The sequence below is a fragment of the Aeromonas sp. EERV15 genome (assembly GCF_900079845.1).
Taxonomy (GTDB): Bacteria; Pseudomonadota; Gammaproteobacteria; order Enterobacterales; family Aeromonadaceae; genus Aeromonas; species Aeromonas sobria.
The window spans coordinates 138,433-153,845 of sequence record NZ_FKKY02000007.1 but is presented as its reverse complement, the minus strand read 5'-3'; the positions used below and the strand labels follow the sequence as shown (position 1 = coordinate 153,845).

Here is a 15,413-nt window from a genome sequence, read left to right as displayed (position 1 = left end):
CAACAGACCCACGACAAAAACCATGGCTGCAATAGACAGCCATGATCGCGATTTAACCAGTCCGGCGAGCTTACTCGCCGACCTATTCCACTACTTCCAGACCGAAACCGCCCGGAAGGGGATGGTACTTCTCTGGTAGAACTTTACTCGCTGACGTACTCAACCACTTCCAGACCGAAACCACCGAGGGCATGGTACTTCTTCGGCGAGCTCAGCAGGCGCATCTTGCTCACGCCAAGCGCCTTGAGGATCTGGGAACCGACGCCAACCCGGCGCGAGGTGCCCTGCCACTTGGCCCCTTCCGGTGCCAATCCCTTGTCGGCGGCTTCAAAACCCTTGACCCGGGCCACCAGCTCATCACCATGAGATTCCGCCCCCAGGATCACCAGCACCCCGCCCTCGCTGGCGATGCGGGCCATGGATTTGGGCAGCGGCCAGCTACGGGCAGCGTGGCGGTCGGTCAGCAGCAGATCCCCCAACACATCGTGCAGGTGCACCCGCACCAGCGTCGGTTGGTCAGCCTGCACGTCACCCTTTTTCAGGGCGAAGTGAACCTGATTGTCGATGGTGTCACGGAAGGTGATGAGGTCAAACTCGCCAAACTCGGTAGGCAGCTTGCACTCAGCCACTTTCTCGACCGTGGTCTCGTGCTGGTTGCGGTACTCGATAAGGTCGGCGATGGTGCCGAGCTTGATGCCGTGCTGCTCCGCGAATACTTCCAGATCCGGACGGCGCGCCATGGAGCCATCTTCGTTGAGGATCTCGACGATGACGGAGGCCGCCTCATAACCGGCCAGACGAGCCAGATCGCAGCCAGCTTCGGTGTGACCGGCACGGGTCAGCACGCCGCCATCCTGCGCCATCAGCGGGAAAATGTGGCCCGGCTGCACCAGATCGGCCGCCTTGGCATTGGGCGCCACCGCCGCTTGCACGGTCACCGCGCGATCGGCGGCGGATATACCGGTCGTCACCCCTTCGGCCGCTTCGATGGTCACGGTGAAGGCGGTAGAGAACTGGGCATTGTTGCGATCAACCATCAGCGGCAGCGCCAGCTGCTTGCAGCGATCCTGAGTCAGGGTCAGGCAGATGAGGCCACGGCCGTAGCGGGCCATGAAGTTGATATCCTCAGGACGGACGCAGGAGGCGGCCATGATGAGGTCACCTTCATTCTCCCTGTCTTCGTCATCCATCAGGATCACCATCTTGCCAGCCTTGATATCGGCAATGATTTCCTGGGTTGTGCTCAGCGCCATGGGTTACTCCATCAATGTGCTTGGGAATTGAGCCCGCCGGCTCAATAAAAATGCGAGTGTATGTTGCTCTAGATGGGGGCGCACTGCCCCATTTCAATCAGAGCGGGATCACAGAAAATCGTTTTGGTAGCCTGATTTAGCGCACACCGTTAGAGAAAACCGGCCTTGGCCAGGGTCGCCATGGTCAGGGTCGAGGCGCTGCTCTCCTGAGGTTTGCCCATCATCAGCCGCTCCAGATAGCGGGCAATCTGATCCACCTCCAGGTTGACCTTGTGGCCGGGCTTCCAGCTGGCGATGGTGGTCTCCTGGGCGGTGTGGGGCACGATCGTCAGGCGGAACAGATCCCCCTGCACGGCGTTGACGGTGAGGCTGATGCCATCCACCGCAATCGAGCCTTTCTCGGCGATGTAGCGGGAGAGATCGCCCGGCGCCTTGATCCAGTACTCGATGGCGCGGCCGCTGCTGGAGACGCTTTTCACCTCCCCCACCCCATCCACATGACCAGAGACCAGATGGCCGCCGAGGCGAGAGGTGGGCATCAGCGCCTTCTCGAGGTTGACCCGATCGCCCACCCTGGCCGCGGCAAAGCCGCTGCGCGACAGGGTTTCCAGCGACACATCAGCGGTATAGCGCTGGTCGCCCAGCGCCACCACTGTGAGGCAGACGCCGTTGGTGGCGATGGAGTCACCCAGCTTGACGTCGCTAAAATCCAGCCCCGGCGCATGGACGGTGAGGGCCATGTCGTCGCCCTGACGGCGCAGTTCGGCCAGGGTTCCCACCGCTTCGATAATTCCGGTAAACATGCAGATCACCTTGCTGATGACGGGGCAGAAGCTGCCCCCTTGAACATTGATAAATCAGGCTATTTTGGCGGTAATGCGAATATCCAGACCAACCATCCGCACATCCTTGATGTTGAGCTTGGGCGCCTGAAACAGTCGGCTCAGCCCGGGCAGATGGAACAGTCCGCGCCCCTCATCACCCATCAGTTTTGGCGCCTGATAGAGCACCAGCTCATCCACCAGTCCTTTATCCAGCAGCGCGCCGCACAGCCGCGGCCCCGCTTCAACCAGCACCGAGTTGATCTGCCGTTTAGCCAGCAACATGAACAGGCTGACCAGATCCAGCTTGCCATCCAGCAGCGGCAGCTCCAGCTGCTGCACCCACTCGGGCCACTCGCCGGATGCCTTGTGGCGGGCCAGCAGCACCGGGCTTTCGCTCTGGAACAGCGGCAGATCGGGAGTGAGCCGGTTTTGCGAATCGACGATGACCCGCAGCGGCTGGCGCAGGGTCTCTTTGGGATAGCTGGCTTTGACCGAAGGTGGCAGCTCGTCCCAACGCACGGTCAGGGAGGCGTTATCGACCAGCACGGTTTCGGCGCTGGAGAGTACCGCATCGTGGCGGGCTCGCAGCCGCTGCACGTCGCGGCGTGCATCGGGGGAGGTGATCCACTGGCTCTCGCCGCTCGCCATGGCGGTACGACCATCGAGGCTGGCACCCAACTTGATTGTGGTCCGTGGAAAAGCAGTTCGCATCCGCTTGAAAAAACCCGGATTGAGCGCCTCGGCATCGCTGGCCAACAGGCCAAAATCGGTCTTGATACCCGCCTCGGAGAGCATGCGCAGACCGCGCCCGGCCACTTCGGGATTGGGATCGACCATGGCCGCCACCACCCGGGCAACACCGGCTTTGATCAACGCCTCGGCGCAAGGGGGAGTACGGCCATGGTGAGAGCAGGGTTCGAGGGTCACATAGGCGGTGGCGCCACGGGCATTGTCACCGGCGGCGCGCAGGGCATAGACCTCCGCATGGGGCTCGCCCGCCTTCTGATGCCACCCTTCGCCAACCACCACCCCATCTTTGACCAGCACGGCACCCACGCAGGGGTTGGGGGCCGTGGTGTAGCGGCCACGGCGGGCCAGTTCGAGGGCCCGACTCATCCATTGGTAATCATCTTGACTAAACATCAGGACTCCTGTCTTCAACAACACCCAAGCCACATCCGATCACGTAACTGACTGCGTTACCGCGTCCGATTACGCGTCGCTAATCGAACCTGCGTCCGGGAAGGTTCATTTTTCCAGCTTGGCGATCTCTTCACCAAACTCACGGATATCTTCGAAGCTGCGATAGACGGAGGCAAAGCGGATATAGGCCACCTTGTCCAGACTCTTGAGCTCATCCATCACCAGATTGCCCACCAGCTCGGAGGCGACTTCCCGCTCACCGGTGGCGCGCAGGCGGGATTTGATGTGGTTGACCGCCTTTTCGATGGCCTCCATGCTCACCGGCCGCTTCTCCAGCGCCCGCAGGATGCCGGCACGCAGCTTGTCTTCGTTGAACGGCTCTCGGGAGCCATTGGACTTGATGACGCGGGGCATCACCAGCTCGGCCATCTCGAAGGTGGTAAAGCGCTCGTGACAGAGCAGACACTCACGACGGCGGCGCACCTGATGGCCTTCTGCCACCAGACGGGAATCGATCACCTTGGTATCAACCGCACTACAGAATGGGCAATGCATCGGACCTCCGGCGTTAATGGAACAGGGACCGGCCCGGCGGGCCAGGATCTAGGTCGGCCAGTGTAGCACGGCCATACAAGGGCGGTAAAAAGCGGAAAAGCGTGATTTTTCTGTCCGTTATCACCAAGGGGCAACTCAGTCGTCGTAAGGCAGGGTATCGGGATCGCAATCCAGATAATCGGGGGCGGGATCGACCGTAAACTGCACCGCATCGATATAGTCATGACCCAGCATCAATGCCTTGCCGATCCGGTGCATGCCATCCATCACCCGACCGGCGCTGTCGAGAATAACCGGATAGGCGAGATCCGCCGCCATGATGAGCTGGCAATGCTCGACCACGCTGCGCACCGTGGGGCTGGCGCCGTCATGGCCGTACCAGTGCACCCGGTCAAGTTCGGCAATCCGGCCGAGGGCCACCGCCTGCACCGGCAGGTCGCGGCTCAATCGCACCAATCGGCGCACATCCCAGGCCAGCAGCCCCTGCTCGCTGGTACGAAAGTGATACTGGGCGCGGATCGCCAGCTTGAGCGCCGCCTCCCACTCCTCATCACGCCCGTCATCGTGCATCGTTGCTTTGTTACTCTGAGTCATCCGTCCTCACCTCTTGCCAAATGCCATAAAAAACAATGCCACCCGAAGGTGGCATTGGTCTCAAACCGGATTAACGCCGTTATCAGGCATAAACCGGGAAGCGGCGGCAGATGTCCAGCACCTGCTCGCGTACGGTGGCCAGCACGGCATCGTTGTCGTGGTTATCCAGTACGTCGCAGATCCAGTTGGTCAGCTGGATCGACTCGGCTTCCTTGAAACCGCGGCGGGTGATGGCCGGGGTACCGATCCGCACACCTGAGGTGACGAACGGGGAGCGCGGGTCGTTAGGCACGGAGTTCTTGTTGACGGTGATGTTGGCTTTGCCCAGTGCAGCGTCAGCCTCCTTACCAGTCAGCTCGCGGCCAATCAGGTCAACCAGCATCAGATGGTTGTCGGTACCGCCGGAGACGATCTTGTAACCGCGCTCGATAAAGGTCGCAGCCATCGCCTTGGCGTTTTTCACTACCTGAGCCTGATAGGTCTTGAACTCCGGCTCCAGCGCCTCTTTAAAGGCAACGGCTTTACCGGCGATGACGTGCATCAGCGGGCCACCCTGACCACCCGGGAAGACGGCAGAGTTGAGCTTTTTGTAGAGCTCTTCGTCGTCAGCGGCGGATAGGATCAGACCACCACGGGGACCGGCCAGGGTCTTGTGAGTGGTAGAGGTCACCACGTGAGCGTGGGGAACCGGGTTCGGGTAGACGCCTGCGGCAATCAGACCGGCTACGTGAGCCATGTCGACGAACAGGTAAGCACCTATTTTGTCAGCGATTTCACGCATACGGGCCCAGTCAACGATACCGGAGTAGGCGGAGAAACCACCGATCATCATCTTCGGCTTGTGCTCAACGGCCAGACGCTCCATCTCGTCGTAGTCAATTTTGCCGGACTCATCGATACCGTAAGGGATGATGTTGTAAAGCTTGCCGGAGAAGTTGACCGGGGAGCCGTGGGTCAGGTGACCACCGTGGGCCAAGTTCATGCCCAGTACGGTGTCGCCCGGCTGCAGCAGAGCCATATAGACGGCGCTGTTGGCCTGGGAGCCGGAGTGCGGCTGCACGTTGGCGTAAGTGGCACCGAACAGCTCTTTGGCGCGCTCGATGGCCAGGGTTTCGACCACATCCACATACTCGCAACCACCGTAGTAGCGCTTGGCCGGATAGCCTTCAGCGTACTTGTTGGTCAACTGGGAGCCCTGGGCTTCCATGACACGGGGGCTGGTGTAGTTCTCAGACGCAATCAGCTCGATATGCTCTTCCTGACGACGGGTCTCGTCTGTGATGGCCTGCCACAGCTGGGGGTCATAGCTGGCGATGGTCATGTCACGTTTCAACATCCGTTTCTCTCCTGAAAATCGTTTGCGCGGTAGGTGTAATGGGCGTGGCATTGTAACGTGAGCTGGATCAAAGAGACAGTCCAACAACCTAAAAAAATGTTGATTTTATGTTGTAAAAAAACAAGATTTCCTCCACGTTCAATACCCTGGCCACTCCGCCAAAAGAGACATTTTTCATCCCGCTGTTGGGCGGGAAAAACCCGAAGGGGATCACAACGCCGTGGTGATCCATCCTGTAACATATTAATTCGAAACAAATTTAATGATGATGGAGCTGATTGCCACCACCCACCCGAAGGGCGGCATCTGACCGGAGGAACTCAACATGGACCATTTGCTGACATTCGCGATCCTGGCTGTTTTTTTTCTGTTTTACTGGGTCTACTACACCAACCAGCGCAAACATATTGCGACCTGCCCGTGGGAGGATCTCCCCACCAAAGCCGAATATCTGGCGGCCCACCCGGAGGCCGTTGATGGCGACATCATCTTCTGCCACCACTGCGGCCACCACGAATTGCTGGAGGTGGGTCTGGTGCATCTGGCCGATTTTCGCCGCGAGTGGGTCTGCGCCAAGTGCAAGCAAGTACTGTTTCGCGAAATAGAATAACGGCGCAGGGGCCGGCCACCATGCTCCCTGATCGTTGTGCATAGCCAGAAGGGATCAGGGCTGTGCATCCCTATTGGCCGCCAGCCACAGCTGCAACCCGCTCAACGCCGCTTCAAATTGCGCCCTGATTGCCGCAGGCTCACCGCCTCCCGCCTCAAGGGCCGCACAGTGGCTGGCAAACTCGGTCAAACCCAGCGCCAGGGCACTTCCCTTGAGCTTGTGCGCCAGCTGACGTTGCTCACTCCCCTCCCCCTTGGCCAACTCATCCACCAACACCCGCCCTTGCGACTCAAACAGCCCGACCAGCTGGCGGATCCGCGCCATGCCGAGCAGGGGCAGATCGGCGTCCAGCACCGGATTGGCGAACTCGGGTTTGGTGGCAGAGACGGCGGCAGATAACTGCACGGACGACGCTATGGGTGATTCTTCCGGCCGGAACAGCCGCTCGATGGCGTTTGCCAGCACCGCCAGCCGCACCGGCTTGCCGACAAAATCGACAAACCCGGCGGCGAGGCAGTGGCGGATATCCTCCGGATACATCTGGGCCGAGATGGCGATGGCGGGCAGCGGCTGCTCATGCACCTCTTCACTGATGGCGGTTAGATCCTCGCGCAGGGTCATGCCGTCCATGTCGGGCAGGTTGATATCGAGCAGCGCCAGCTCGAAAGGGCGCTCGGTCACCAGCGCCAGCGCACTGCGACCATCCTCCGCCTGGGTGACACGATGGCCGAGGCGGGTCAGCATGCCGTGCGCCACCAGCCGGTTGATCTCGTTATCCTCCACCAGCAGGATGTCGCGAGGCTGACCAAGGTGTAGCGGCTGCGCCTCGGCGGGCAGTTGGGCACTCGAGCGCTGCAACGGCAAGCTGAAGCTGAATTCACACCCCTTGCCCGGTTCGCTGGCAAGAATCAGCTCGCCCCCCATGGCGGCCACCAGCTTGCGGCTGATCGCCAGCCCCAGCCCGGTGCCGCCCTGATGGCCTATATCACGCTTGCGCTGGCGAAACGCCTCAAACACTGCCTCTTGCTCATCGGCCGGAATGCCGGGGCCGGTATCACGCACCACGAAGCGGATGCATGGCTCGGCGCAAGGGCCCTGACAGACAAGGGGCGCCACCGTCAGGGTAATCTGGCCACGGGCGGTAAACTTGACTGCATTGCCAAGTAAATTGCCGAGCACCTGCCGCAGCTTGCCCAGATCCCCCTCGACCACCGGTGCCAACCCGGGCACATATTCCAGCGCCAAGGTCACCCCCTTGGCCGCCGCCTTTGGCCGCAGCAGCGCGCTGAGCTCATCCACCAGCTGGAACAGGGGGAAGGGTTCGCGGCGTGCCTCCACATGGCCCGCCTCGATCTTGGAGTAGTCGAGAATGTCGTTGAGGATCTCCAGCAGGGATTCGCCACTGTGCTCGATGGCGGCCAGATAGCGCTGCTGGGTATCGCTGAGGTAAGTATCTTCCAGCAGCGTCAGGCCCCCCAGAATCCCGTTCATGGGGGTGCGGATCTCGTGGCTCATGGTGGCGAGAAACACCGACTTGGCGCGGTTGGCCTGTTCTGCCTCGGCGCGGGCCTGCCGCTGCTTCTCCACCTCCTCATTGAGCCGCTCGTTGGCGTGGCTGAGCTGGCCGGTGCGCTCCTCGACCCGTGACTCCAGTTCGCGCTGATAGCGGCCCAGCTCAACCGCATTATCACGAAACACCTGCAAGGCCCGACCCAGCTCCGCCAGCTCATCGCGCCCGGCACTGGCGATCGGCTCAAGGGGGGCCAGATCCCCGCGCGCCAACCGGCTCATCCCCGCCACCGCCCGTTGCAGCGGCCAGACGATCCGGCCGTAGACCATGCGCCACATCAACAGCATCAGCAGTACCAGGGTGAGCAGGCCAATGCCCATCAACGCCTGCTCCAGCAGCCTGAGGCGCTGACTTAACGCCTGCTGGCTCTCCCCCAGCGAATCGCGGGCACGGTTAACCAGCTCACCGACCTGCTGGTTTAGACTGCTCATCAAGGCTTCGTTGGCGCTGGCCAGCACCCGCAGCGCCTCCCCCTTGCCGAGCCAGTCGCTGCGCAGCTGCACCAGCTTGTCGCTCTGCGCCAGCACGGTCAGCGCCTGCTCCACCGCCTGACGACGAGCCGGATCGGTCACCGCCCCGGCCCGCAGTTGCAAGATAGCCAGCTCCCGCTGCCCCTCTTGCAATAGCGTTTGCAATTGTTCCTGTCGTTCGCTGCGCCACATCTCTTCGATGCGCTGCTGCTGCATCAGGGTGCGATGACGCAGCTCGGTCATCTGCTCCAGCCAGTCAAGATCCTGCTCCAGCAGGCGGTCCAGCGTCCGGGCCGCTTGCCCCCCTTGCTGTTGATAGAGGGAGCCCAACCCTGCCACCATCACGGTTTCGGCGTTCTCCATTTGGCTGCGCGCCAGCTCGGCGATCTGCCCGGCCGCAGCCACCAGACGGGCGCGCTGCGCCTCACCCTGCCCCATCAGGGTCAGCCGCTCCCCCACCAGCCAGCCCTGCTGGCCCAGATTGCCGATGATGCTCTGACTGAGCTGATCGAGGCTTGTTGAACCCTGCCCACGACCAAGTTGCGCCAGCACCTGTTGCAGCTGTTGCCCCTGCAGAGTGAGCAAGCGCCCCTGATGCTCCCGCTCCTGCTCGCTGGTTGCGGTGGCCAGCAGCCGTGACGCGCTCTGGATCTCGCCACTGAGACGAGAGAGCGTGCGCGCCAGCTCCTGATCGGCCAGAGTCTGCTGCACCCCTTGCTCCAGCTGGCGCAGATGGCTAAGCCCCACCCAGCCCAGCAGGGAGGCACTCAGGGTCAACAACGCCATCAGGGAGAAGGCCAGCAGCAACTTGCCACCCAGGCCGGAAAAGATTCTCACGGGAAGTCCCTTGGTTGTGGTCGGCTTTGACCGGATAATATGGCTCAACACTTTAACAAAACCCCTGACCATGCGAAGCGTCTATCTCTCCCTGCTGTTGCTAATGTGGTTGCTCGCGCTTCCTCGCGCCGCCCTCGCCTTTGCGGTCGATCTCTGGCCTGGCGGCGAATTCAGCGGCCAGCCGGTGCGCCAGCAGTGGCCGGAACCCGCCGCCGCGACCAAACCGCTGACCCTCTGTGCCCTCTACCCCCATCTGCGCGACGCCTACTGGCTCTCGGTCAATCAGGGCATGGTGGACGAGGCGAAGCGGCTGGGAGTCAAGTTGCAGATCCACGAAGCGGGGGGCTATGGCGCCCTCGCCGAACAGCGTAAGCAGTTGCAGCGCTGTGTGCAGAAAGGGAGCGACGCCATCTTGCTCGGCGCGGTGAGCTATCAGGGTTTTCGCGAGGCGATCAAGGCCACGCCGCTGCCGGTCTTTGGGCTGGTCAACGATCTGCCCACTGGTCTGGTGCGGGCCAAGGTGGGAGTCTCCTGGTACCAGATGGGCTGGCAGATTGGCCACTGGCTGGCGCAGCGCCACCCCGCCGGCAGCAAGCCGGTCTCGGCCGCCCTCTTCCCCGGCCCGCAGGCGAGCGGCGGCAACAACTTCGTGGAGCCGGGCTTTGCCGACGCCATCAAGGGGAGCGCCATCAAGCTGGTCACCACCGAGCGCGGCGACAACAGCCGGGAAATCCAGCGTACACTGGTACAGCAGACGCTGGCCCGCTATCCCGACCTCGACTATCTGGTGGGGGGCGCCATCGCCGCCGAAGTGGCGGTCAACGAGCTGGCGCAGCGCCATCTCGACCGGCCCCAGGTGCTGAGCACCTACTTCAGCCACGGGGTGCAGCGTGGCCTGCGCCGGGGCAAGATCCAGGCCGCCAACAGCGATCAGATGCGGCTGCAGGGGCGCCTTGCGGTCGCTCAGGCGGTCTGCCTGCTGCAACACCCTGATGCCAATGCCGAGCAGTGCCCGCGAGTGATGGGGCCACCCATTCTGACGCTGTCTGCGCCACTGGCCGATCCCGCAGATTCCCTCTCGGATGGCGCTTTTCGTCCCGTCTATCGGGTCGAATAGCCGTTCCAAATCCGATTAGCCCACTCAAGGAGAAGAGATGAAAGAGTTACATGCCAGCTGCCTGTGCGGCGCCGTCGCCCTGACCCTGCCGGATCAGTTTGACTATATGGGGAACTGCCACTGCAGCGAATGCCGCAAGTTTTCAGGGGGAGATTACGCCTCGGTCGGCGGACTGGATGGCAACAAGGTCACCATAGTGAAGGGGGAAGAGGCCATCGGCCGCTACCGGAAATCGGCAGAGACCACCCTGGCCTTCTGTCGTCACTGCGGCTCCAGCCTGTTCAGCCAGAAGAGCAGCAGCGGCAAGATCAATCTGCGCCTCGGAGTACTGGACGATGTGCCGAGCCAGCGGCCCGCGTTTCACATCTTCGTTGGCTCCAAGGCGCCCTGGCACCAGATTGGCGACGACTGCCCGCAATTTGATACCCGCCCGCCGGTCTGATACCCGGTCAAACAGGCCAGGGCCACCGCAACGGAGTCAGGAGGCTATCTCGCCGGCAAACAGATAGCCTTCACCATGGACGGTGACAAACAGCTGGGGATCCCGCGGATCCGCTTCCATCTTGCCGCGCAGCCGCCGGATCAACACATCTATGGTGCGATCGCTCGGGCCATCGCCGCGATGGCTGATGAGGGTCAGGATCCGCTCCCGACTGAGCACCCGCCCGGCATGGGCGACAAAGGCCACCAGCACTTCATATTCGGCCTTGGTCAGGCGCACCGGCACTCCGTCCTTGCTGAGCTGGCGACGGGGGATGTCAAAACGCCAGGGGCCAAAGCGCACCGCATCGTCAGCCACCGCAGGCTCGCTCGGCGCGGCGGCCGCCAGCGAGATCCGCCACAGCAGATTCTTGACCCGCACCAGCAACTCCCGTAGCTCGAACGGCTTGGTGACATAGTCATCGGCCCCCATCTCGAGGCCGACTATCCGGTCTACCGCATCACTGCGGCCGGTGACCAGAATGATCCCCACCGTGCTACGCGCCCGCAGTTCACGGGTCAGCAGCAGACCATCTTCCCCCGGCAGGTTGATATCCAGCATCACCAGATCGACCGTCTGTTCCGCCAGCACGGCGCGCATCTCCTGGCCGTTTTCGACCGCCGTCACCCGATAGCCCTCCCGCTCGAAATAGCCGGTCAGCTTCTCGCGGGTAACCGCATCATCTTCAACAACCAGAATGTGGTAGCTCATGGGCAGGGTTCACGATGGTCGACAAGGGAGGATTATTCTATTCACATTTTGTCATAAATACCCCTATTTCATTAATTTGTGGCGGCAGCCCTGTTCACAACGCCTCCCTATCATGGCACCCATCAAAAAAGTGATGTGAGAGAGCATGATGAAAAAACTGTGGCACTTCCTGCGCACCCCCAGCCGTCGCTGGTCGGTACTGGCGCTGCTTCTGGTGGGCGTCGGCGTCACCCTCGCGGGCACCGTCGGCCTGCACTATGGCTTTGAGAAAACCAGCAGCCTCGAATTCTGTATCTCCTGCCACTCCATGAAAGACACCGTCTATCCGGAGTACAAGGAGTCCATCCACTTCAAGAATGCCTCCGGGGTACAGGCGGTCTGTACCGACTGTCACCAGCCGAAGGATTTCGTCGGCAAGGTGGCCCGCAAGATGGAGGCGGCCAACGACCTCTATCAGGAGTACATAGGCCACAGCATCGACACCCAGGAGAAGTTCGAGGACCGGCGCCTGCATCTGGCCGAGAAGGTGTGGGCACGGATGAGCAGCCAGAACTCCAAGACCTGCAAGTCCTGCCACAGCTACGACAACATGGATCACGCCAAGCAGTCCCCGGCGGCAGCGCTGGCGATGAAAGATGCGGCGGCGAAGAACATGAACTGCATCGAGTGCCACAAGGGCATCGCCCACGAACTGCCCAACATGGCGGGGGGCTTCCGGGCCACTTACGCCACCCTGGTCAACGACGCGCAAGAGGCGCCAGCCGCCGAGACCCTCTACAACCTTGGTGAAAAAGATCTCTATGCCAGCGAACAGAGCAGCGACCCGGTCGGCAAACTGCTGCCCGCCTCCCGCATCGACGTCGTAGATCGCAGCGGCGATCGCCTCAAGGTGACCATCGAAGGGTGGCGCGAGAGCGATGGCAAGGGCCGGGTGCTGAGTGAATACATGGGCAAGCGGGTCTTCGTCGCCACCATCCGTGATGAACTGAAAGCGAGCGAGAAAGTGCTCAAGCAGGAGACCGACAGCGCCACCCATATCAAGTGGGAGCAGGTTCAGGTGCAGGCCTGGGTCGATGGCAAGGGCTTTGAGTCCTCGCTCAAGCCGATCTGGGATTACGCCGGCGAGATGTACAAATCCACCTGCAACTCCTGCCACGGCGCGCCGGATCCCGCTCACTTCACTGCCAACGGCTGGATCTCGGGGCTCAAGGCAATGTCTGCCTACTATCGCCTGAGCAAGGAAGAGGAGCGCACCCTGCTCAAATACCTGCAAAACCATGCCGCCGATACCGGTGGTCAGGGCAGCCACTAAGTCCGGATTCGAAAGAGGAATAACAAGATGATCAATATTTCCCGTCGTGGTTTTCTGGGTGGCTTGCTGGCCAGCGGTGCCTCTGCCCTGATCGGCCCCTCCCTGCTCGGTCGTGCCGTGATGGCCGCCGAGTCTGGCGACAAGCTGGTGCAGTCCGGCTCCCACTGGGGCGCCTTCCGTGCCCGGGTGGTCGATGGACGCTGGGTCGAGACCCTGCCGTTCGAACATGACAAGCACCCCACCGACATGCTCAAGGCCTTGAGTGAGGTGGTCTACAACCCCTCCCGCATCCGCTACCCCATGGTGCGGCTGGACTGGCTGCGCAAGGGCCACCAGTCCGACACCAGCGAGCGCGGCCAGAACCGCTTCGTGCGGGTCACCTGGTCCCAGGCGCTGGACTTCTTCTATCACGAGCTGGAGCGGGTGCAGAAGACCTATGGCCCGAGCGCCCTCTATGCCGGCCACTCCGGCTGGCAGTCGGTGGGCAAGCTGCACTCTGCTGGCGCCATGCTGGGGCGTGCCATGAACCTGCACGGCACCTATCTGGCCAAGGCCGGTGACTACTCCACCGGTGCCGCCCAGGTGATCCTGCCCCACGTGGCGGGCGCCATGGAGGTGTATGAGCAGCAGACCTCCTGGCCGCTGGTGCTGGAACACAGCAAGACCATCGTCATCTGGGGCTCCGATCCCATCAAGAACCTGCAGGTGGGCTGGCTGGTGCCGGATCACAGCGTCTACGACTACTGGGCGCAGTTGAAAGAGAAGGTGGCCAAGGGCGAGATCCGGGTGATCAGTGTCGATCCGGTCAAATCCAAGACCCAGAAGTACCTCAATTGCGATCAGGTGACCCTGAATCCGCAAACCGACGTACCGCTGATGCTGGGCATCGCCCACACCCTCTACAGCGAGAAGCGCCACGACGAGGCGTTTCTGAAGAACTACACCACCGGCTTTGACAAGTTCCTGCCCTACCTGCTGGGCACCAGCGATGGTCAGGTGAAGGATGCCGAGTGGGCCGCCGCCATCTGTGGCGTACCAGCCGAGACCATCCGCGAGCTGGCCCGCGCCATGAGCAGCGGCCGCACCCAGCTTATCGGCGGCTGGTGTGTACAGCGCATGCACCACGGCGAGCAGTACGCCTGGATGCTGGTGGTACTGGCCTCGATGATTGGCCAGATCGGCCTGCCGGGGGGCGGTTACGGCTTTGGCTGGCACTACAACGGAGCGGGCACCATCACCTCCAGCGGCCCCATCATGTCCGGTTTCAGCTCGGTCATCCCCGGGGTCAAGCCGCTCCATGACGGCGACTGGAAGGGCTACTCCAAGTACATTCCGGTGGCCCGTTTCGTCGACTGCATCCTCAATCCGGGCAAGCAGATCGCCTTCAACGGCCAGACCATCATCTACCCCCACATGAAGATGGCAGTGTTCTGCGGCAACAACCCGTTCCACCACCAGCAGGATCGCAACAAGATGGTCGCGGCCTGGCGCAAGCTGGAAACCGTGGTCAGCATCGATCACCAGTGGACCGCCAGCTGCCGCTTCGCCGATATCGTGCTGCCCGCCACCACCACTTATGAGCGGGATGACATCGAGCAGTGGGGCTCCCACTCCAACGCGGGCATTCTGGCCATGTACAAGGTGGTAGAGCCGCTGTTCGAGGCGCGCGATGACTACGACATCTTCGCCGATCTCTGCCGTCGCTTCGGTCGCGAGGCCGAGTTCACCGGCGGCAAGAGCAAGCTGGAATGGATCCAGAGCATCTATGACGATGCCCGCCTGCAGGGCCGCGGCATCGGCATTCGTCTGCCCCGTTTCAGCCAGTTCTGGCACGGCGAAGGCTTCGTCACCTTCCCGGCTGGCCAACCCTGGGTGCGCCACGAGTCGTTCCGTCAGGAGCCGGATCTGGAACCCCTCGGTACACCGTCCGGCCTTATCGAGATCTACTCCAAGACCATCGCCGACTACGGCTATGGGGATTGCCCGGGCCACCCGGTCTGGATTGAACCCTACGAGCGTTCCCACGGCGGGCCGGGCAGCAAACAGTACCCGCTGCACCTGCAATCCTGCCACCCGGACAAGCGGCTGCACAGCCAGCTCTGCTCCTCCGACAACTACCGCGCCACCTACACGGTACAGGGTCGCGAGCCTGTCTACATGAATCCGCAGGATGCCAAATCCCGCGGTCTCAAGGACGGCGATCTGGTGCGGGTATTCAACGGCCGCGGTCAGGTATTGGCTGGTCTGGTGGTGAGCGATGACTACGCCCCCGGCGTGGTGCGCATTCAGGAAGGAGCCTGGTATGGCCCGCAAGAGGGTGGCAAGGTGGGGACTCTCTGTACCTACGGCGATCCCAACGTGCTGACCGCCGACATCGGCTCCTCCAGCCTGGCGCAGGCCACCACGGCCCATACCGCGCTGGTGGAGATCGAGAAGTTCCGCGGGCAGGCACCGGCAGTCACTGCCTTCGGCGCGCCGGAATCGGCCAAGGGCATCGACCCCATGTTCCCGGCACTCTGACCCCGGGGGGACGAAAGCGCCCCCTTGAGTTTCCTTTATTTTTAAAGTCGTTAGAATCGGGAGCCATCAAGGCTCCCGAT

The 15,413-nt window shown here is 62.0% G+C and carries 13 protein-coding genes; 5 read left to right on the top strand and 8 right to left on the bottom strand.

Features of this window, described 5'->3' with window-relative positions:
* Positions 1 to 143 precede the first annotated feature (143 nt).
* From ribBA to glyA, 6 genes are all read right to left on the bottom strand, one after another.
* On the bottom strand, positions 144 to 1,253 hold the full coding sequence (gene ribBA, locus BN4575_RS08200) for a bifunctional 3,4-dihydroxy-2-butanone-4-phosphate synthase/GTP cyclohydrolase II (protein WP_068977829.1): 1,110 nt from the start codon (positions 1,251 to 1,253) through the stop codon (positions 144 to 146).
* Between the two features lie 149 nt (positions 1,254 to 1,402).
* On the bottom strand, positions 1,403 to 2,056 hold the full coding sequence (locus BN4575_RS08195) for a riboflavin synthase (RefSeq protein WP_068977828.1): 654 nt from the start codon (positions 2,054 to 2,056) through the stop codon (positions 1,403 to 1,405).
* Positions 2,057 to 2,110: 54 nt separating this feature from the next.
* Positions 2,111 to 3,220: a bifunctional diaminohydroxyphosphoribosylaminopyrimidine deaminase/5-amino-6-(5-phosphoribosylamino)uracil reductase RibD gene (gene ribD / locus BN4575_RS08190; protein WP_068977827.1), complete on the bottom strand. Its 1,110-nt coding sequence runs from the start codon at positions 3,218 to 3,220 to the stop codon at positions 2,111 to 2,113.
* 105 nt (positions 3,221 to 3,325) lie between these two features.
* A complete protein-coding gene (gene nrdR / locus BN4575_RS08185; RefSeq protein WP_005338880.1) occupies positions 3,326 to 3,775 on the bottom strand; it encodes a transcriptional regulator NrdR in 450 nt (149 codons plus the stop codon).
* Between the two features lie 135 nt (positions 3,776 to 3,910).
* Positions 3,911 to 4,369: a hypothetical protein gene (locus tag BN4575_RS08180; RefSeq protein WP_083221017.1), complete on the bottom strand. Its 459-nt coding sequence runs from the start codon at positions 4,367 to 4,369 to the stop codon at positions 3,911 to 3,913.
* A gap of 82 nt (positions 4,370 to 4,451) precedes the next feature.
* Positions 4,452 to 5,705 (bottom strand): serine hydroxymethyltransferase, encoded by a 1,254-nt coding sequence (glyA, locus tag BN4575_RS08175; protein ID WP_068977825.1) that lies wholly within the window; start codon positions 5,703 to 5,705, stop codon positions 4,452 to 4,454.
* A gap of 325 nt (positions 5,706 to 6,030) precedes the next feature.
* Here glyA and BN4575_RS08170 point away from each other — a divergent pair, with 325 nt between their 5' ends.
* Positions 6,031 to 6,315 carry a hypothetical protein gene (locus tag BN4575_RS08170; protein ID WP_068977824.1) on the top strand — a complete coding sequence of 95 codons (285 nt, stop codon included), beginning with the start codon at positions 6,031 to 6,033 and terminating at the stop codon, positions 6,313 to 6,315.
* Positions 6,316 to 6,369: 54 nt separating this feature from the next.
* Here BN4575_RS08170 and torS read toward each other — a convergent pair whose 3' ends face one another.
* The gene (gene torS, locus BN4575_RS08165) at positions 6,370 to 9,192 is read right to left on the bottom strand and encodes a TMAO reductase system sensor histidine kinase/response regulator TorS (protein ID WP_068977823.1); all 2,823 of its coding nucleotides are present in this window, start codon (positions 9,190 to 9,192) and stop codon (positions 6,370 to 6,372) included.
* A 70-nt stretch (positions 9,193 to 9,262) separates the two neighbouring features.
* On the opposite strand from torS, the gene torT reads away from it, so the two are divergent.
* On the top strand, positions 9,263 to 10,309 hold the full coding sequence (gene torT, locus BN4575_RS08160; RefSeq protein ID WP_068977822.1) for a TMAO reductase system periplasmic protein TorT: 1,047 nt from the start codon (positions 9,263 to 9,265) through the stop codon (positions 10,307 to 10,309).
* 37 nt (positions 10,310 to 10,346) lie between these two features.
* Positions 10,347 to 10,751, top strand: coding sequence for a GFA family protein (locus BN4575_RS08155; protein ID WP_005338893.1), 405 nt, complete (start codon positions 10,347 to 10,349; stop codon positions 10,749 to 10,751).
* Between the two features lie 36 nt (positions 10,752 to 10,787).
* On the opposite strand, the gene torR is transcribed toward BN4575_RS08155, so the two are convergent.
* Positions 10,788 to 11,501, bottom strand: coding sequence for a two-component system response regulator TorR (gene torR, locus BN4575_RS08150; RefSeq protein WP_042080622.1), 714 nt, complete (start codon positions 11,499 to 11,501; stop codon positions 10,788 to 10,790).
* A 145-nt stretch (positions 11,502 to 11,646) separates the two neighbouring features.
* Between torR and torC the strand changes: the two genes are divergently transcribed.
* Together torC and torA are read left to right on the top strand one after the other, a co-directional pair.
* Positions 11,647 to 12,813, top strand: a complete 1,167-nt coding sequence (gene torC / locus BN4575_RS08145; protein WP_080771394.1) for a pentaheme c-type cytochrome TorC — start codon at positions 11,647 to 11,649, stop codon at positions 12,811 to 12,813.
* 27 nt (positions 12,814 to 12,840) lie between these two features.
* On the top strand, positions 12,841 to 15,333 hold the full coding sequence (gene torA / locus BN4575_RS08140) for a trimethylamine-N-oxide reductase TorA (RefSeq protein WP_068977821.1): 2,493 nt from the start codon (positions 12,841 to 12,843) through the stop codon (positions 15,331 to 15,333).
* Positions 15,334 to 15,413 lie beyond the last annotated feature (80 nt).